A 17,669-nucleotide genomic window follows, 5' to 3' on the forward strand; every position below is an offset into this window, starting at 1 on the left:
CTCTCCTGATCAACGTCGTGGACGCGAGTGGGTGATCAGGAGGTGTCGGGGCGGGGGAGGACCCCGCTCGACGGGACGGCTGGAGGCGCGCATGTCGACGGCGGTGACGGTGAGCCCTGGCCGCAGCGGCGAGGCGGGCGGCGACGCTTCTGCTGTTGACGTGGGTGGATCAGCGCCGCCGGCGCCGACGCCGGTCGGTGCGGACGCGAGCGCCAGCACGAACGCCGGTGGCCCGGGTGCGCGACGGGCGGGCGGGTTGGGCCGCTGTCCGGTGACGGCGGTCATCGTCGCCTGGGCCGACGCCCGGCCATCGGACGTGTCGCGAGCGCCGCTTCGGGTCACCGTCGCCGGTACACGCGTCGCGGGCGCCGGCCACGGCCGCGAGGCGACCCGTGCCACCGGGGATGCCGAGGCGGACGGTGCCCGTGTTGCCTGCGGCGACGACGACGGGGTGCCAGCCGGCCGACTCGGCCGGGCGGTGGAGGGCTTAGCCGGCGGCGTCGGCAGCGGAACGGCCGACGGCAGGGGGGCCGTCGACGGTAAGGGCAGCGGGTCCGTCGACGGTAGAGGCAGGGGCAGCGAGACGACAGCGGTCGGCAGGGGCAGGGGGACGGTCAGTTGCACCTCGACCACCTCGGCCACCGAAACCTTGATGGCCTCCGGCGAGGTGGCGACCTCCACCAGCGGGATACGCGACGGCGACGGGGTGTCGGCGTGGGCGGGGTTGGCACCCAGAGCCGCGCCGAGCGCCACCGCGCCGAGCGCCACCGGGGGGAGGCTGTGCCTCAGCCGCATCAGACGGAGGCCGCCGGCAGCGCGGACGCCAGGCCGGCCCGGTCCGGCTCACCGGTGCGGTGCCGTCGGCCGAGCTGTTGCCCCTCGTAGCCTGCCGTTCCCTCCATGTGCGGGTTCTTGCCCCGGGGGACCGGGAGCTACACCTTCTGTCGATATCTCCGCTGAGCGATGTGGACAGATCGGGAGCACACCCGACCGGGTCACACCCTCGCCTCGGTGGGTGTCGGCGTGGGATCGAGCGGCAGGTCGCGCAGCCGGCGGATCGGCGTCGACAGGTAGATGATCGGGGACAGTACGGTGAGCGCTCCGAAGACCAGCAGTGTGGTACGGGCGCCGAGGGGCCCGGCCAGGATGCCGGCGAGCAGGCCGCCGACCGGGATGGCGCCCCAGGAGACGAACTTGACCGTGGCGATCACCCGGGACAGCAGCTCCGGTGGGCTGGCGAGCATCCGGTAGGTGCGGGTGGTCACGCTGAGCACCACAGTGGAGCCGGCGAAGATGATGTTTCCGATGGCGAAGGCCAGAAACGCGGCGGTGCCGGTGCCCAACGGGATGATGAGCGCGCCGGCCACACCGACGAAGGCCGCGATGATCAGCCCGCGTGCGGTGCCGAACCGGTCGGTGAACCGGGTCGTCAACGCCGCGCCGATGAGCGTGCCGAGGCCGTCGGTGGCGATCAGCAGCCCGACCATGAGCGGCGACGCGTGCAGCTCACGCACCAGGTAGAAGGGGAACAGGGCGAGCATGGCGCCGTTGACGAAGTTCGTCGCGGTGGCGTCCCACATGGCCGGTCCGATGATCGGGTGCCGGAGCACGAAGTGCCAGCCCTCGCGGATCATCGTGATCATCGGTGGCCGTTCGGCCGGTCGCTGCACCCGCCGGGCCGGAAGGGTGCGCAGCAGCGTGGCGGAGAGCAGGTAGCTGACGGCGTCCACGAACAGCGTCGGCACCGCACCCAGCAACTGCACCGCGAGACCGCCCAGGGATGGCCCGCCCAGCGCGGTGGCGGCGTGCGTGCCGGAGGTGAGGCTGTTGCGGGCCTGCAACTGCGCGGCCGGCACGATCTCCGGCAGGAAGGTCTGGTTCGCCACGTCGAACAGCACGTTGGCGAAGCTCACGACCAGGGCGACCGCGATCAGCTGGGCCACCGTCAGCATGTCGAACCACCAGGCCAGCGGGACCGACGCGATGGCGAGGGCCCGGACCAGATCCAGGGCGACCTGCATGCCGCGCAGCGGCAGGCGCTGCACGATCACGCCCGCCGGCAGGCTGATCAGAAGGTACGCCAGATAGCCCGCCGCCGTGACCAGACCCAGCTCGAAGGCCGACGCGTGAAGCACGGTCAGCGCGGTCAACGGTAGGGCCAGCGCGCCGACCGCCGACCCGAGTTGGCTGGTCGTGCCGGCGACCCACCACCGCCAGAACGTAGTAAGTCCCATAATGGAACTCACTATAGGGGCGCGCGGGAGAGGGCGTCGACCCCGCCGGTGCGGGCTCGACCGAGAACCGGCTGCCTATCCCGCTCGGCGCACCATTTCGCCGATCCAGGTGGGCGCGAACGGAGACGTGCAGCCAGGGGAGGTGGGGTAGTCCTTGAGCACCTCAAGGCGTTCGCCGATGTCGATCGCCCGTTCGCGGTGCTCGGCGTGCTCGATGCCGATCTGCGCCAGGCAGTGGTTCATCGCCCACTGCAGGCGATCCGGCGCGTCCCTCATCTCGGTCTCGATCACATCGAGCAGTCCCGGGAGGTCGAGACTCTCGGGCTTCTTCGTCACGCGTTCGGTGGTCAGCGCCCAGCCGGCACTCGCGACCACGGGATCCGGGTCGGCGAACCAGGCCAACCGCAGCTCCTCGGAGTGCGGACTCTTCTTCACCACGTAGTTCACGAGCCAGTCGTGCACCTTAGGGGCGCGCGCCTCGCGCACCATGACGTCCAACTCGTCCCGCTCGAACGCCCTGGGACGGCAGATCAGGATTGCCAGCAGCCGCGCCGAGGCCCCGCCCGTCGCCCAGAGCTGGCGCGCGAGATCGTGCTGCGTCTTCAGTCGCTTCGCCAGCGCCCGAAGCGCACCGAGGTGCACACCATGATCGTCGCCGTGTCTGGCGTTCACCTCCAGTGCCTTCGGGTCCTCCAGCGCGGCCAGTTCGGCCGTCACCTCGGCCAGCGTCGTCGTAGCCATCGCAGCCTCCTGCTCATCGGGTCGGACGTTTCACACTCGCGTAACGGGTATCCAGGCGTACCAGCGCGACCGGCGGTGAACAGCTTCACGGAGTGAGGGGGCACCTGTCATGCCTGATCCACAGCCCACCATCGTGCTCGTGCACGGCGCGTTCGCCGAGTCGGCGAGCTGGAACGGTGTCCTCGAGCGGCTGGGCGCCGGGTACGACTCGGTGGCCGTCGCGAACCCGCTGCGGAGCGTGGCGGGCGACGCCGCGTACGTGCGGGATGTCGTGCGCGGGATCGGCGGTCCTGTCGTCCTCGTCGGCCACTCGTACGGCGGCATGGTGATCACGCAGGCCGCAGCCGGCGACACCTCGGTGCGGGCCCTCGTGTACGTGAACGCCTTCGCCCCGGACACCGGTGAGTCGGCGCTGACGCTGTCCGCGAAGTTCCCCGGCAGTACCCTCGCCGACACGCTGGTGCAGTACCCGGTGTCGAGCGGTGGGAACGAGGTGGCGATCGGCCAGGACCAGTACCACGCGCAGTTCTGCGCGGACGCGACGGACGACATGGCCGCGCTGATGGCCCGGACCCAGCGGCCGATCACCGAACAGGGCCTGGGCGACAAGCTCACCGGCGACCCCGCCTGGCGGTCGCTGCCCAGTTGGTTCGTGTTCGGGGACGCTGACAAGAACATCCCCGCCGAGGTGCACCGGTTCATGGCCGAACGGGCCAACCCCCGGGGGCAGCGCGAGGTGGTCGGCGGCTCGCACGCGATGGCGGTGGCCCGGCCGAGCGAGGTCGCCGAGACGATCATCGAGGCGGTTCGGGGCGTGAGCTGACGGTCCGGACGGACACCTGGCGGTGGGCCGACGACGAGAGGTCGCCGGCCCACCCCTGTCTGCTGGCTACCGAACCCGCAGCCGCTGGTGGACCGCAGCGGTGGGGGCGTGGACCGGGTCACCGGAGTAGGCGACGTGCACCGGGTACACCCCCGCGGGCAGCCCGCCGGTCGGCAGCTCGACGACGGTCGCGCCACCACGGAGCGGAACCACCTGGGTGGTACCGCCGAAGGTGACGGCGACCTCGCCGGTCACCTTCGGAGCCTTCCGGTGCGGAGACTGTGCCCGTACGCCGACGGTCAGCGTGAACGTGCCACCGCTGACGACCGAGGCTGGCGTGGCCTTCGCCTTCACCGCGACCCGGGCCGGGCCCGGAGGCGTCAGGGTGACCTGGGCGGAGCGTGACTTGCTCGGATCGACCACCGACGTCACCACGACGGTGAGCGACGACGCGGTCTCCGCGGCGGCGACCGAGAGCAGGCCCTCCGCGGAGATGCTGGTGCCGGTGGAGGTCGCTCCCTGGACCGACCACGTCACCGCCGGGCTCACACCCTCGTTGGCCGTCACCTGGGCGGTGAACCGCCTGGCCCAGTTCCAGCCCTTCGTCAGGTTAACCGTCGCGGGCATCACCGACACGGAGTCGACCCCCGACCACAGGTGGTCCCGGGCGAAGATCGTGAACAGCTGGCCCGCCGTCATTCCGTCGTGCGCGCCGGGGACCTGGGTCGTCGCGGCGGCGTATCCCCGGGCCCGGAAGTTGTCCGCGATGGCGTTCTGGGCGTTGAGGCTGCCCTCGAAGATGCCATTGCCGAGGAAGACGGAGAGGTCGTCGTCCCCGACCGCGTTCGCGATGGTGTCGTAGTCCTGGCTGGTGAGCGACGGGTTGCCGGAGAAGTGTCCGTAGAACGCGAAGGTGCTCGGGTAGTTCTTGATGACGACGCCGCCCGTCATCCCGCCGTACGAGAACCCGGCGTAGGCCCGCCCGGAGCGCTCGGTCGAGACGTTGTAGCTGCGCTCGATGAGGGGCAGGATCGTCTGGACCAGGTTGTTGGCCGCGTTGGTCTGGTTGTAGGAGGCGAAGCCGAGGCTGGTGCCCGTGAAGTGGTTGCCCATGGTGACGACCACCGTCGGCTCGATCTCACCCCTGGCCGTCATGTTGTCCAGGATGTTCGGGACGTTCGCGGGGACCATGAAGTCGGTCTCGTCGCCGAAGATGCCGTGGGCGAGGTACGCGACCTTGTACGGCTCCGCCCGGTTGGCGTCGTAGTTGGCCGGCAGGTAGACGCCGAGGTAGTGGCCGCTGTCGCCCAGGATCGTGGTGTACGGGACGTACCGGACGGTTCCCCGCTTCGCGCGGTCGGCCACCGGCAACTCGTAGTCCGCACGTGCCTTCAGCACCGGGTCGTTCTGCTTCTTGGCGTACGGCACGTGCACGGCGTCGAGCACGTCGTTGTTCCTGACCCGGAACGAGGACTCGCCTGGCGGCCGAGGGTTCGTCGAGGCGGGGTCCCAGATGCGCTTGTTCTCCCAGCCCTGGGTCGGGTCCCAGACCCGGTACCAGTAGCTGAGACCTCCGGCGTGCAGCGGGACCGAGACCGACCAGTTTCCCTTCGGGTCCCTGGTCATGTCCCGCAGGAACTCGGTGCCGCCCGCGTGGTAGCGCCCCGGTTGCCACTCTTCCGGCTGGTAGCGCGTGGTGCCGGTGGCGACGTCGAGCAGGGTCAGGTCCCCGGCGAGGCGGACCTGGGTGGCGTGGGGATTGCGGTAGACGAACGTGACTGTGTACCCGGTCGGTGAGGTGCGGTCCGCCTTGACCGTCGCACCCGGCACGGGCCGGCCGGCGGCGGCAGCCGGCGCGGGGACGACGGCCCCCGCACCGAGCGCCGTGAGCGCGAGAATCGAGATCGCAAGCCGGAGCCTGCGTCTTCCGGTCGTTTCCCTCATGCGCGAAGACTCCTTTGTGGTGGTCGCTCGTCGCGGTCTGGTCCAGTGTGGGAGTTGAGGGCTTCGATGGTCGCTAAATCGAATTAGCATCGGGAGTGTGGCTGGCTACACCTTTCGATGTCAAGGGTGTCCGGAGCCGAGGCCGGCCAGCGCATCAATGGGCGCACCACCTGCGGCCTGCGGGTTTTCCCAGCTGGGCGCCGCTCGGATGGCAGGGTGTTGGCCATGGACAGGAAGCACGTCGAGGATTGGCTGGCCACCTACGAGCGGCTTTGGCGGACCCCGGGCACTGACGCGCTGGTCACGCTCTTCACCGAGGACGCGAGCTATCAGCAGGGCCCGTACTGGACCCCCGTCGTCGGCCTGCCGGCCATCGCCCGGATGTGGGAGAAGCAGCGCAAGGGCCCCGACGAGGTGTTCCAGCTGACCACGGAGATCGTCGCGGTCGAGGGCGACACCGCCGTGTCGCGCCAGGAGGTCCGCTACGGCGACCCGGTCGACCAGGAGTACCGCGACCTGTGGGTCATGCGATTCGCCGACGACGGACGGTGCCGCTCATTCGAGGAGTGGCCGTTCTGGCCGGGGCAGCAGCCCGCCGACCCCCCGGACGGGTCGTGACCCGAGGAACCCGCCGGCGGCAACAGTTCCCGCTCCGCCTGGTGTGCTCCGTCACGCAGGTGGGCATGGTCAGGACGTTGGGGCGCCGCGGGGGCGGCTGCTACAGTCGAGATTGTTGCGGCCGCAAATTTATCAGCGGCAACTACTTTGGGAAGGATACCTCCGATGACCAAGCTCTCCGTCATCTACTACTCGTCCACCGGAACCCTCCACGCCATGGCCAAGCGCCTCGCCGAGGCCGGCGAGAAGGCGGGCGCCGAGGTGCGGCTGCGTCAGGTTCCGGAGCTCGCCCCGGCCGAGGCCATCGCCTCCAACGCCGCCTGGAGCCAGCACTTCGACTCCACGAAGAACGAGCCGAAGGCGACCGCCGACGACGTCGTCTGGGCGGATGCGGTGCTGTTCGGCACGCCCACCCGTTACGGCAACGTGGCCAGCCAGCTCAAGCAGTTCATCGACACCCTCGGCCCGCAGTGGGCGCAGGGCCTGCTCGCCGACAAGGTGTACGCCGGCTTCACCGCCTCCATGACCGCGCACGGCGGCCAGGAGTCGACGCTTCTCGCGCTCTACAACACCGTCCACCACTTCGGCGGTCTGGTCGTCGCCCCGGGCTACACCGACCCGCTGAAGTTCGCCGACGGCAACCCGTACGGCGTCTCGCACGTCACCGGCGGAAGCAACGACGCCCCGCTGGGCGACGCCCAGTTCGCTGCCCTCGACCACCTGGCCGAGCGGGTCGTCAAGATCGCCGGCAAGCTCAGCGCCTGATCGCGCTGGCGCCGTAACGGACGCCCGCGTCGACGCGGGTGCTCAGCTGGGCGAGGGCCGGCCTCCCACCACGGGAGGCCGGCCCTCGGCGTCCTCACACCGCGATCGCCGCGACGGCGGCAAGCAGCCGATGTTCGTCGGTGCCGGGCCGCCGGAGGCGTTCGACCTCCCGGAAACCGGCCCGGCCGAGTCGTTCGGAGATCTCGTCGACCGGCCAGCGGTAGGCGGTCAGGACCTTGTGGTCGAAGGCGCCGACCTCCTCGGCGTCGAAGACGCCCAGGACCAACCGTCCGTCCGGGACCAGCACCCGCCGGAACTCCTTGAGCATGCCGTCGAACTCCGGCGGCGGAAGGTGAATCAACGAGTACCAGGCCAGGATGCCGTCGATCGAGTCGTCGGCCACGTCGAGGCGTTCCATCGAACCGATGTGGAACTCGACGCCCGGGTGGGACGCCCGCGCATGCGCGATGAACTCGGGGACCAGGTCGATCCCCGCTGCGTCGACGCCCAGCTCACGAAGGTAGCCGGTGAGGTGGCCAGGCCCGCACCCCAGATCGAGCACCCGGCCGGGCCGGCTGCCCAGGTGTCGCCTGATGAGGGCGAGGTCGTCGGTGTCCACCTGCTGGCTCGTGCCGAACAGCTCGATGTAGAGCTCCGCGACGGACGTGTAAGCCTGCCGCACCGTGTCCGTTTCCATCGCGGCACTATACGGGTCACCAGGCCTTGCCGAGGCGGCCTCCGCCCCTGACGCCCTCTATCCCCAGCTCGGCCTGGGCGGAGGGACGTAGCGGCGACCGGCGTTTGCCAGCTGTGGCTAATGCGGTTAGCCTTTAGCTAATCACGTTAGCTTCCATGGAGGACGTCATGACCGAATACCTGGACATTGCCGGCAACACCATCGCCTACGAGGTGACCGGACAGGGCCCACTGGTCGTCCTGGCGCACGGCATGGGCGACAGCCGACACTCCTACCGGTTCGTCGCTCCGGCCCTGGTCGCGGCCGGATACCGGGTCGCCAACGTCGACATCCGTGGCTGCGGCGACTCCAGCCTGGGCTGGGACGGCTACAGCCGCACCGACATCGCTGGTGATCTCGTCGCCGTCGTGCGCCACCTCGGCGGGCCGGCCGTGATCATCGGCCAGTCGATCAGCGGGGGTGCCGCGACCATCGCGGCCGCCACCGCGCCCGAGCTGATCGTCGGCGCCATCGAGCTGGCGCCGTTCACCCGCGCACAGTCCTTCGACCTTGGCGGGTTGGTGCGGGTGAAGCGCTTCCGGGCCGGCTACCTCCAACTGGCGCAGGTACTCCTGCGGGGCAGCCTGGCGAACTGGCGTAGGTACCTCGACGTGGCGATCCCCACCAAGCCCGCCGACTGGCACAGCGAGCTGGCACGTATCGAGGCCACGATGAGTGAGCCCGGCCGGATGAAGGTCCTCCAGGCCATGGCCAAGACCAGCCCGGGCGACGCCGGGCGGCAACTGCCCAACGTCACCTGCCCGGTCCTGGTGATTCAGGGCAGCGCCGACCCGGACTGGGCCGACCCGCGGGCCGAGGGTGAGCGCATCATCGCCGACCTGCCGCGAGGGCTCGGCGAGCTGGCTGTCATCGAGGGCGCCGGCCACTACCCGCACGTCCAGACGCCCGACCAGGTCGTCGCCCTGGCCCTGCCCTTCCTCGCCCGGACGCTGACCAATGCCTAAGGCCCGGCTCACGCCGGCGTCGGTCACCGAGGCCGGGGCCGAGCTGGTCGACGAGGTCGGCTTCGACAACCTCAGCATGGGTCTGCTCGCCGAACGGCTGGGGGTCAAGACCCCCTCGCTCTACAAGCACGTCGCCAGCCAGGCCGAGCTGGCGCACCGGATCGCCGTCCTGGCCATGACCGAGGCCGGCGATGCCATCCGCGACGCCATTCAGGGCCGGTCCGGCAGCGATGCCCTCGCCGCGGGCGCGCAGGCGATGCGGACGTACGTGCGGGAACACCCCGGCCGGTACGCGGCCGCCAACGCCACCCGCCCGACCGGCCCCGACGACCCGTTCATCCCGGCCAGCGAGCGGGTGATGGCCTCCTGGGCGGCCATGCTGAGCGGGTACGACCTGGACCCCGGCCAAAAGATCCACGCCATGCGGACGCTGCGCAGCGTCCTGCACGGGTTCGCCACCCTGGAGACGGCTGGTGGGTTCCAGATCGACGCGTCCGTCGACGACAGCTTCACCTGGTTGGTCAACTTCATCGATCAGGGCCTTCGCGCCGGTCCCGCCAGCGGCAGCGACGCCGCCCGCTGAAACCGGGTCGCCTCGACCCGTACCGGCCGCCCCACCCTGCGGTGCCTACCCCTGGCAGGGAGTGGTTGGGGCCGGCAGGGCTCGCAATACTTCGAGGCATGAACGCGAGAGGACAACTCGGCGACTTCCTCCAGGCCCGGCGCTCCCAGCTGCGGCCGGAGGACACCGGCGTGGCGACGTACGGTGAGCGGCGCCGGGTTCGAGGGCTGCGCCGGGAGGAGTTGGCCCTGCTGGCCGGGGTGAGCGTCTCGTACTACACCCGGTTGGAGCAGGGGCAGGCCGTGAACGCCTCACCCGAGGTGCTCGACGCGCTTGCCAGGGCACTGCGACTCGACGACGCGGAACGCCGCCATCTGGGCGAGCTGGCGGCCGGAACCCGCCGTCGGCCCGCCGTCCGTCGTCCGGCCCCGGAACGGGTGAGCCCGGCGGTACGCCAGCTCCTCGCGACGCTTGGTGACGTACCCGTGGTGGTGCTCGGTCGCCGCGCCGACGTGCTGGCCTGGAACACCGCCGGTCACGCCCTGTTCGCCGGCCACCTGAACCCGGAGATCCCGCAGCGGCCGAACCAGTACCCGAACATGGCACGACTGGTGTTCCTGGACGCGCACACCCGTGACCTGTACGCGGACTGGCCCGCCAAGGCCCGCGCGGTGGTGGCGACGCTGCGGATGGCGTCCGGGCAGCACCCGGACGACCCGCTGATGGCCGCGCTGGTCGGTGAGCTGACGATGCGGAGTCCGCAGTTCGCCGCCATGTGGGCCGATCACCGGGTGAAGGCCGGCGGCGACACCGTCTACCGGATGTGTCACCCGCTGGTCGGTGCGATGGACGTGACACAGCAGACCCTGCGTATCGAGGACGGCCAGACCGTTGTCGTCGCCACCACCGAACCCGGCTCGGCATCTCACGCCGCGATGACGTTGCTCGTACACGGCGTCGTCACCACCCGTGCTGGTGCTCCGCAGCCGTTCGTCAGGCGCGAATAGCGCCGTCCCCATCGGCTCGACACGAGGTGCTCCGCAAGGAGCGCCGGACCCGTCGCGCCCTTTTCAAGCCCACCAACAACACAGTGAGTAAGGACAGAAATGCGCAAGAGAACGATGACCCTCGCAGTCGCTGTCGCAGCAGCGGGGATCGGCGTCGTGACGGTCGTACCGTCAGGCGCCGCACCGGCCGCCACCGCCAGGCCCCTCACCGTCGGGGCGCCCCGAGCGTCGGCCGCGCCGGTGCCCGCACGGATCGCGGTCCACTTCGACCTGTCGAAGGGGCAGTTGCCGGAGAACGTCGCGCTCGGCCCGGACGGCACCGCCTACGTCACCTTCGCGGCCGCCCGGCAGGTCGCCGCGGTCAGCCCGTCCGGCGGGACGCGGATCCTGGCGACTCTGCCGGCCCCGGCCGATGGCGGCGTCAACACGCCGGTGCTCGCGTTCGCGCTGACCACGGGCATCGTCCGAATGAATGACGGCACCCTCTACTTCCTCTACGCGAGCGGCGATGCCGCCACCACGGGGCTGTACCGGCTGCGTCCCGGCCGGTCCCCGCACCGCATCGCGGCCCTGCCGTCAGACGGGCTCCCCAACGGTCTGGCGTTCGAGGCGGACACGAAGAGGTTCTACCTCACGGACTCGGTGCTCGGCACGATCTCGACCGTTCCCCTGGAAGGCGGCAGTGCCGAGGTTTGGTCCTCGGCACCCGAGCTCGCCGCGGCGGGCTTCCTCGGTGCCAACGGCATCAAGGTACGTGCCGGTGCGCTCTGGGCGACCAACCTCGACCAGGGCACGCTGCTGCGCATTCCGTTGCGGCACGGCCGACCCGGGCCGGTCCGGGTGGCGGCGACCGGGCTGGTCGGCATCGACGACTTCGCCTTCGTCGGTGACCACCAGGTCGTCGCCACACTGAACGGACCGAACGCAGTGGTGAGCATCGACGCGGCCGGCCGTTCCCGAACGCTGATGACCGCCGCCGACGGGTTGCAGAACCCGACCTCGGTGGCCGTGCGGGGCCGCACCGTCTACGTGCTCAGTGCCGCGTACGCCACCGGCGTCGACCCCAACCTGGTGCTGGCCACCCTGCCGCTCCGCTGACCCACCACTCCTTTGTGGAGCAGTGAGGCCACGTTCCCTCGATACTGAGCGCTTGGATCGCCCGCCACCGTCGGATGACGGCGACGGGCGATCCGGCGCTCCCGCCCAGGCGGGGGAGAAGCGCATCGGTCACGGCGCGGCCCGGAAGTGCGGCCGTTCGCTCGACGTCCCGTCGGGCCTGCTCGGGCGTCGATGGCAGAGGTGGAAGGCAGTTGCCGCGGCCAGCGCGGCCACTACGATCAGCGCGGCGAAGAGCGGGTGCATGTCCTTGGAAAGGCTCGGGGCGCGGTCGGGCCCGATGGCCCAGAGGATCAGCGGCGTGGCGTACGCGGTGGTGAGAGCGATGGTCCAGCGGCGTAGCCCGCGTAGGTGGGCATGCCGCAGGCTGACGGTCAGCGCAAGGACCACCGGGACGATGGCCAGCATGGCGAACTGGCCGACGACCAGGACCGGGACCGCCCAGATCGAGATGATGACGGTCCGGTCGACGCGCCGGCGAGGCGAGGTGGGGGGCATCGTCGCCTCCGTCATCGGGTCGGGTTGGTGGTGGCGGGACGCCACGCCGACCAGCCGCGGCACAGCACGTAGGCAGCCGCGACGACGGCGACGAGCCCGAAGTCGATGATGGCGGAGAGGCGCGCCTCGGGGACGTCTCCGATCAGCGCGCCGAACACGACGAGCGCGGCCTTGCCGACGAGCACGATCTCCCAGACACCGGCCGCCTGACGGGGCCTGACCGCGAGCAGGGCGAAGAGCGCGGCGAAGATGCCGAAGCTGGAAACTCGCCAGCCTTCGACGAACAGGCGGTCGTCGCTGGCGTTGATGGTCAGGAGCACGCCGTTGACGAACGCGACGCCGGTGGCGAGGGACGCGAGGGCCGCCAGCCCACGGCCGACGAGGTCTGCGCGGCGGGCGGGGGCGGCGAGGCCGATTCGGGTAGCTGTTGCGGTGGTCATGAGGAGCCTCATCTCCAGGAAACGGATGTGAACTTACAGGCGTTAACTTACGCTCTCGCCTAACGCCTGTAAAGTCATGGCGTGACCTCACCGAGAACACGGGCCCGCAACAAGCGCGGCGAAGGTGCTCAGCTGCGCGACGAGATCGTCGACGCCGCGATGGAGCTCCTGCAGGACGGCACGCCGCAGAACGTGACCCTGCGGGGGATCGCCCGACAGGCCGGCATCTCCGCGCCATCGATCTATCCGCACTTTCCGGACCTGGACTCGATCCTGCTCGCTGTCGCGCAACGCGCGTTCGGAATCCTGGAGCAGGAGCTGAGCGCGCCCGATGACGCGGATCCGGTCGAGCGCCTGCGCGCGATCTGCGCTGCCTACCTGACCTTCGCCGAACGCCGGCCCCACCAGTACCGGGTGATGTTCGGTGCCGTCTGGGACGCCGGGCAGGCCCTTGAGCGGGTCCCGGCCATGGCGGACGATCTCACAGTGCTCGGGATGGGAGCCTTCGAGGTCTTCCGGCGTACGCTCGCCGACTGCGTCGCGGCGGGACGATCGACGAGTGTGGACCCCTTCGGCGACGCGGCGGCGCTCTGGGTCGGGCTGCACGGATTCGCCCAGCTCCAGGTGGCGGCGCCGTTGTTCCCGTGGCCGCCGGGGCTGCTCGACTCCATCATCGACCGGATGACGCTGCTGCGCTGACCGGACGGCTCAGGCGTAGGCGGGCAGGAAGTCGTCCGTGCCCGTGCTGCCGGGTTGACCGGCCGAAACGGGCAGGCGAGCGGGTCACCTGATCGCGTCGCCGTCATGGGACGATTCCGGCGTGGCAGAGACTGCGGCGACGCTGACCGAGATCCGCGCACGGATCGACGAGCTGGATCGGGAGTTGGTCGGGCTGCTCGCCCGGCGGGAGGCGCTGGTCCGGCAGGCCGCCCCGCTCAAGAGCGACGCTCAGGCGGTCCGTGCGCCGGACCGGGTGGCGCAGGTGGTGGCCCGGGTCCGCACGTTGGCCAGCGAGGCCGGCGCCGACCCGGATCTGATCGAACGGATCTACCGGGGCATGATCCAGGCCTTCATCGCCATGGAGACCGACGAGCACCGTCGCGTCACCGGCGGGTAGGCGTCGAGAGTGCGGTGATCGCCCGGGACGGGCGCGCTCAGATCGCGGAGCGGCTCTCACCGTCCGGGCTCGCCAGGGCGGGCGGCGCGTAGCCGAGTTCGTACGAGATCTTGTTGGCGGTCTCCAGGAGCAGCGGAAGGTTGCTCTTGAGCTGGTCGAGGCTTGCGATGACCTCGATCGCCGTGATCGAGGCGGCGGCGATGACCTGTCCCCGCGAGTCCCTGATCGGCGCGGCCACGCACATCACGTAGGCGTCGTGCTCGCCGTTGTCCATGGCCCAGCCGCAGTCGTGGATGCGGGCGAGTTCGGCTTCCAGGGCGTCGTGGTCGGTGAAGGTGGTGTCGGTGAATTTCTCGAAGACGACGTGGGAGAGAAGGCGGTCGCGTTCCTGCCGGGGGAGGTAGGCCAGGATCGTCTTGCCCACAGCGCTCGCGTAGATGGACACCGCGCGTCCCACCCGCGAGGGCAGCTTGACGGCGTCGAAGGCCGGGCTGTCCACCTTGTCGATATAGATGATCTCGTCGCCGGTCAGTTGCGCCAGGTGTACGGTGTGGCCGGTCGCGCGTTGCAGCGCACGCAGGTGTGCGGCCGCGGGCTGGCGGAGGTCCATCGAGCCGAGCGCGAGCTCGGACAGCTCGATCAGGCCGCTGCCGAGCACGTAGGTGCCCGCGCCGGTGCGGCGGACGAAGCGCGCGGACTCCAGTGTCTGCAGGATGCGCAGGGCTGTGGACTTGTGGACGCCGAGCACGTCCGCAGCCTCCGTAAGGGACAGCGGGTGCTCCGCGGATCGACGGATGAGGTCGATCGCGCGGCGGATTGATTGCGCCAAGGCTGTGTCTCCCCTCGCGCGACGGGCAACGCCGTCGCTCTCATTGCACATTATGCAATATAGATGACGCGATGCGCAATCGCCACTTGACACCGTTGCACATGGCGCTACGATCGTTGCAATTTCATCGGCTTGACGCCAACTCGTAACAGTGGAGTAACGATGGGTAATAAGCGCGCTCATTTCGGCATCGCCAGGGCGACATGTGCCCTCGGCCTGGTCGCCACCCTCCTGACCGGTTGCGGCTCGGACGGCGATTCCGGCGACGGCGTCACCAAACTGACCTTCGCCGCCTCGACCTTCGGCGACCCGGGCCGCGGGCCCCTGCTGACGAAGTGGCTCGACGAGTTCAACCAGAGCCAGACCAAGGTCCAGGTGTCCGCCGCCGCGGTGCCGTACCCGACCTTCGGCCAGACCGTGCTCACGCAGATGGGCAGCGGCAAGGGCCCCGACCTGATCCGCTTCGACATGCCCGAGTTCGAGGCGGCCTCCGACGCCGGCCTCGTCGCGCCGCTGGACAAGGTGATCGACGCCAGCAAGTACGACCTGCTCAAGCAGCCGGACCAGTTCATGGTCCACGACGGTGTCCGGCACGGCGTCATCTTCGAGGCGTCGAACTACGCGATGTTCTACAACGCGGACCTGATCCCGACGCCGCCGACCACCTACGAGCAGTTCACCTCCACCGCGAAGTCGCTGACCAAGGGTGACGTCTTCGGCCTGGCGTTCCGTCAGACGGAGGCCGAGGAGGCCGGTGTCTGGCAGGACATCTTCAACTACGTCTACGGCTTCGGCGGCGCGTGGTCCGACGGCAAGAACCTGACGATCAACTCGCCCGAGAACCTCAAGGGCCTGCAGGCGTTCAAGGACCTGTACGACGCGAACGTGATCCCGCGCGGAGCGGACGCGGCCACCTTCCGGCGGATGTTCGCCGAGGGCAAGGTCGGGATGGAGCTGAACAACGGCGGCTACGTGACCGCCACCCGCGGCCAGAACGCGAAGCTGAACTTCAACGTCGCGCCCATCCCGTTCCCGGTCCGCAAGCAGGGCGCGATCCTCGCACCGATCGTGATCAACGAGGCGAGCGAGGGCAAGGACGAGGCCGGCACCTTCATCAAGTGGGCGCTGGAGCCGCAGAACCAGGTCAAGCTTCAGGAGATCCTCGGCGCGAGCAGCGTGGCCACCACCACGCAGCGCAGCGCGGAGGCGCTCAAGGCGACCCCGTTCCTCCCCGTCTTCGACGGGCTCACCGAGACCAGCCTGCCGCAGATCGTCCTGGGGTTCGAGGCCAAGACGCCGGACATCCGCAAGGTGGTCGTGCAGAACGTGGTCGCGGCACTGCAGGGCAAGGCCGACCTCAAGTCGGCACTGGATCGCGCCCAGCAGCAGGCGAGCGAACTGGTCCGCTGACCGCTCGACACGGCGACGCTGCCGGCGCAACGATCCGTGCGCCGGCAGCGTCCTTCCCCCAGAAGGATCGAACCCGATGACTGTGGTCGAGCAGACCGGAGCACCGAAGACACCAACCCCAGGCCGGCCCCGGCGTCGGCCCAGCCCACTGGGCAGCAAGTGGACGCCGTACCTCTTCCTGGCACCCGCCGCCCTGTTCATCCTCGTCTTCCAGGTGGTACCCCTCGTTCAGGAGGTGTACCTCAGCTTCACCAGGACGAGGCTGCTCAACCCCACCCGCAGCGAGTGGGTCGGGCTCGACAACTTCAACCGGATCTTCGGTGACCCCGAATTCCACCGCACGCTGCTGATCACCTTCGTCTACGTGATCACCTGTGTGGTCGTCGCGATCGGCGCCGGGCTCGCCGTCGCGCTCCTGCTCAACAAGAAGTTTCGCGGCCGGGGCGTGGCACGGGCGCTGGTGACCGTCCCCTGGGCCGCTCCGGGCATCGCGGTCGCGCTCATCGCCACCTGGATGCTCAACGCGCAGTACGGCATCGTCAACCGCTTCCTCGACGCGGTCGGGCTCGGCGTCCCGGGTGGCGCCATCCTGGACAGCTCGCGCTACGCGCTCCCGGCAGTGCTCGCCACGACCATCTGGCAGCTGTTCCCGTTCACCTCCGTGGTGCTGCTCTCCGCCCTGCAGTCCGTTCCGCAGGACCTCAACGAGGCCGCGACGGTGGACGGCGCCGGACGATGGGCCACCTTCCGCGCGGTCACCTGGCAGGTCATCAAGCCGACAGTGGGCCTGCTGGCCCTGCTGATGACGATCTGGTCGCTGCGGCGGTTCGAGCTGATCTGGCTGATGACCAAGGGCGGACCGGTCGGTGCCACCGAGACGCTCGTCATCGACCTCTACTCGCAGGCGTTCGACTCGAAGGAACTCGGATCGGCGGCGGCCATCGGAATGGTCGGCGTCGTCATCTCGCTCATCGTCATCATCGGCAGCCGCCTGGTCGCCCGTGCCGTGGAGAAGGGGGACGTCCGATGAGGCGCTTCCGATTCGGTGTCACCGCACGGATCATCGCCGTGCTCGTCGTGCTGGGTGTCGCGGTGTTCCCGCTGTACTGGATGTTCGTCACGGCGCTGTCCAGCAACAGCGACCTCTTCGCCGACAAGCCCCGGCTCACGCCCGACCTCGGCCAGTTCGGGGTCTTCGTGGACGCGCTCGCCGAGGGCAAGGCGGCCGGGTGGCTGCTCAACAGCCTGATCATCGCCGTCGGCACGATGGTTCTCTCCGTCGGCCTGGGCATTCCGCTCGGGTACGCGCTGTCCCGGTTCTCGTTCTGGGGCAAGGCCGTGCTGACCGTCGTGCTGCTGTTCACGCAGATGCTTCCCGAGGCGCTCATGGTCGTCCCGCTGTTCGCGCTGTTCCGCCGCTTCGAACTGCTCGACTCGCTGACCGGCCTCGTCCTGGTGAACTCCGCCTTCGTCCTGCCGATCGTCGCGCTGATCCTCAAGGGCGCCATCGACGGCATCCCGAAGGAACTGGAGGAGGCGGCGCGCGCCGACGGCGCCCGGCCCTTCACCACCCTGACCCGCATCAACGTGCCGCTCATCGCACCGTCGATCGCGGCCACCGCGGTCATCGCCTTCTTCCACGCCTGGAACGAGTACGTGTTCGCGGTGACGTTCATCTTCAACCCCGATCTGCAACCCGCCTCCGTCGGCATCGCGAACTTCATCGGCGAGCTGGGTACACCGATCCAGACGGTGATGGCTGTCGCCTTCCTGTTCACACTGCCCGCCGTCGCCTTCTACCTGTTGGTCCAGAAGTACGTGGTGTCCGGCATGACCGCCGGTGCGGTGAAGGGTTGAGCCGAAA

Annotated in this window: 20 protein-coding genes; 12 read left to right on the top strand and 8 right to left on the bottom strand. The window is 69.7% G+C overall.

Translation table 11 applies throughout. From position 1 onward, the window contains the following. Window positions 1-9: 9 nt before the first annotated feature. The 3 genes from PSH03_RS18975 to PSH03_RS18985 form a co-directional block, all read right to left on the bottom strand. On the bottom strand, window positions 10-795 hold the full coding sequence (locus PSH03_RS18975; protein WP_238689929.1) for a hypothetical protein: 786 nt from the start codon (window positions 793-795) through the stop codon (window positions 10-12). A gap of 200 nt (window positions 796-995) precedes the next feature. Then, window positions 996-2,234, bottom strand: a complete 1,239-nt coding sequence (locus PSH03_RS18980; RefSeq protein ID WP_210781528.1) for an MFS transporter — start codon at window positions 2,232-2,234, stop codon at window positions 996-998. 75 nt (window positions 2,235-2,309) lie between these two features. Beyond that, complete coding sequence (locus PSH03_RS18985; protein ID WP_210781527.1) at window positions 2,310-2,975, bottom strand: DNA alkylation repair protein; 666 nt, start codon at window positions 2,973-2,975, stop codon at window positions 2,310-2,312. A 109-nt stretch (window positions 2,976-3,084) separates the two neighbouring features. Between PSH03_RS18985 and PSH03_RS18990 the strand changes: the two genes are divergently transcribed. Beyond that, on the top strand, window positions 3,085-3,798 hold the full coding sequence (locus PSH03_RS18990) for an alpha/beta fold hydrolase (protein ID WP_210781525.1): 714 nt from the start codon (window positions 3,085-3,087) through the stop codon (window positions 3,796-3,798). Window positions 3,799-3,864: 66 nt separating this feature from the next. Here the strand turns inward: PSH03_RS18990 and PSH03_RS18995 are convergent, their stop codons facing one another. Then, on the bottom strand, window positions 3,865-5,742 hold the full coding sequence (locus PSH03_RS18995) for an alpha/beta hydrolase-fold protein (RefSeq protein WP_210781524.1): 1,878 nt from the start codon (window positions 5,740-5,742) through the stop codon (window positions 3,865-3,867). Between the two features lie 225 nt (window positions 5,743-5,967). Between PSH03_RS18995 and PSH03_RS19000 the strand changes: the two genes are divergently transcribed. Continuing rightward, on the top strand, window positions 5,968-6,360 hold the full coding sequence (locus PSH03_RS19000; protein ID WP_210781523.1) for a YybH family protein: 393 nt from the start codon (window positions 5,968-5,970) through the stop codon (window positions 6,358-6,360). Between the two features lie 165 nt (window positions 6,361-6,525). Beyond that, the gene (gene wrbA, locus PSH03_RS19005; protein ID WP_210781522.1) at window positions 6,526-7,125 is read left to right on the top strand and encodes an NAD(P)H:quinone oxidoreductase; all 600 of its coding nucleotides are present in this window, start codon (window positions 6,526-6,528) and stop codon (window positions 7,123-7,125) included. Between the two features lie 94 nt (window positions 7,126-7,219). Here wrbA and PSH03_RS19010 read toward each other — a convergent pair whose 3' ends face one another. Then, window positions 7,220-7,822 (bottom strand): class I SAM-dependent methyltransferase, encoded by a 603-nt coding sequence (locus tag PSH03_RS19010; protein WP_210781521.1) that lies wholly within the window; start codon window positions 7,820-7,822, stop codon window positions 7,220-7,222. 167 nt (window positions 7,823-7,989) lie between these two features. Here PSH03_RS19010 and PSH03_RS19015 point away from each other — a divergent pair, with 167 nt between their 5' ends. The 4 genes from PSH03_RS19015 (at window position 7,990) to PSH03_RS19030 (ending at window position 11,493) form a co-directional block, all read left to right on the top strand. Beyond that, entirely contained in the window at window positions 7,990-8,826 is an 837-nt protein-coding gene (locus PSH03_RS19015; protein WP_210781520.1) for an alpha/beta fold hydrolase, read from the top strand. After that, on the top strand, window positions 8,819-9,409 hold the full coding sequence (locus PSH03_RS19020; RefSeq protein WP_210781519.1) for a TetR/AcrR family transcriptional regulator: 591 nt from the start codon (window positions 8,819-8,821) through the stop codon (window positions 9,407-9,409). The genes PSH03_RS19015 and PSH03_RS19020 overlap by 8 nt, the downstream gene beginning before the upstream one ends. 98 nt (window positions 9,410-9,507) lie before the next feature. After that, window positions 9,508-10,395, top strand: coding sequence for a helix-turn-helix transcriptional regulator (locus PSH03_RS19025; protein WP_210781518.1), 888 nt, complete (start codon window positions 9,508-9,510; stop codon window positions 10,393-10,395). A gap of 156 nt (window positions 10,396-10,551) precedes the next feature. Continuing rightward, window positions 10,552-11,493, top strand: a complete 942-nt coding sequence (locus PSH03_RS19030) for an SMP-30/gluconolactonase/LRE family protein (protein ID WP_238689930.1) — start codon at window positions 10,552-10,554, stop codon at window positions 11,491-11,493. A gap of 129 nt (window positions 11,494-11,622) precedes the next feature. Here the strand turns inward: PSH03_RS19030 and PSH03_RS19035 are convergent, their stop codons facing one another. Further along, entirely contained in the window at window positions 11,623-12,009 is a 387-nt protein-coding gene (locus PSH03_RS19035) for a hypothetical protein (protein ID WP_210781516.1), read from the bottom strand. 11 nt (window positions 12,010-12,020) lie between these two features. Then, a complete protein-coding gene (locus PSH03_RS19040; RefSeq protein WP_210781515.1) occupies window positions 12,021-12,449 on the bottom strand; it encodes a hypothetical protein in 429 nt (142 codons plus the stop codon). Between the two features lie 81 nt (window positions 12,450-12,530). On the opposite strand from PSH03_RS19040, the gene PSH03_RS19045 reads away from it, so the two are divergent. Together PSH03_RS19045 and PSH03_RS19050 are read left to right on the top strand one after the other, a co-directional pair. Further along, complete coding sequence (locus PSH03_RS19045) at window positions 12,531-13,148, top strand: TetR/AcrR family transcriptional regulator (RefSeq protein ID WP_238689931.1); 618 nt, start codon at window positions 12,531-12,533, stop codon at window positions 13,146-13,148. A 121-nt stretch (window positions 13,149-13,269) separates the two neighbouring features. Beyond that, window positions 13,270-13,566: a chorismate mutase gene (locus PSH03_RS19050; protein WP_210781514.1), complete on the top strand. Its 297-nt coding sequence runs from the start codon at window positions 13,270-13,272 to the stop codon at window positions 13,564-13,566. Window positions 13,567-13,603: 37 nt separating this feature from the next. Here PSH03_RS19050 and PSH03_RS19055 read toward each other — a convergent pair whose 3' ends face one another. Continuing rightward, window positions 13,604-14,395 carry an IclR family transcriptional regulator gene (locus PSH03_RS19055; protein ID WP_238689932.1) on the bottom strand — a complete coding sequence of 264 codons (792 nt, stop codon included), beginning with the start codon at window positions 14,393-14,395 and terminating at the stop codon, window positions 13,604-13,606. 162 nt (window positions 14,396-14,557) lie between these two features. Between PSH03_RS19055 and PSH03_RS19060 the strand changes: the two genes are divergently transcribed. The 3 genes from PSH03_RS19060 to PSH03_RS19070 all read left to right on the top strand — a co-directional run bounded on the left by PSH03_RS19060 (window position 14,558) and on the right by PSH03_RS19070 (window position 17,662). Further along, on the top strand, window positions 14,558-15,805 hold the full coding sequence (locus PSH03_RS19060; RefSeq protein ID WP_210781512.1) for an ABC transporter substrate-binding protein: 1,248 nt from the start codon (window positions 14,558-14,560) through the stop codon (window positions 15,803-15,805). 76 nt (window positions 15,806-15,881) lie between these two features. Beyond that, window positions 15,882-16,835: a carbohydrate ABC transporter permease gene (locus PSH03_RS19065; protein WP_210781511.1), complete on the top strand. Its 954-nt coding sequence runs from the start codon at window positions 15,882-15,884 to the stop codon at window positions 16,833-16,835. Beyond that, entirely contained in the window at window positions 16,832-17,662 is an 831-nt protein-coding gene (locus PSH03_RS19070; protein WP_210781510.1) for a carbohydrate ABC transporter permease, read from the top strand. The genes PSH03_RS19065 and PSH03_RS19070 overlap by 4 nt, the downstream gene beginning before the upstream one ends. Window positions 17,663-17,669 lie beyond the last annotated feature (7 nt).

It is taken from the genome of Micromonospora salmantinae (genome assembly GCF_022230905.1).
Classification (GTDB): domain Bacteria; phylum Actinomycetota; class Actinomycetes; order Mycobacteriales; family Micromonosporaceae; genus Micromonospora; species Micromonospora salmantinae.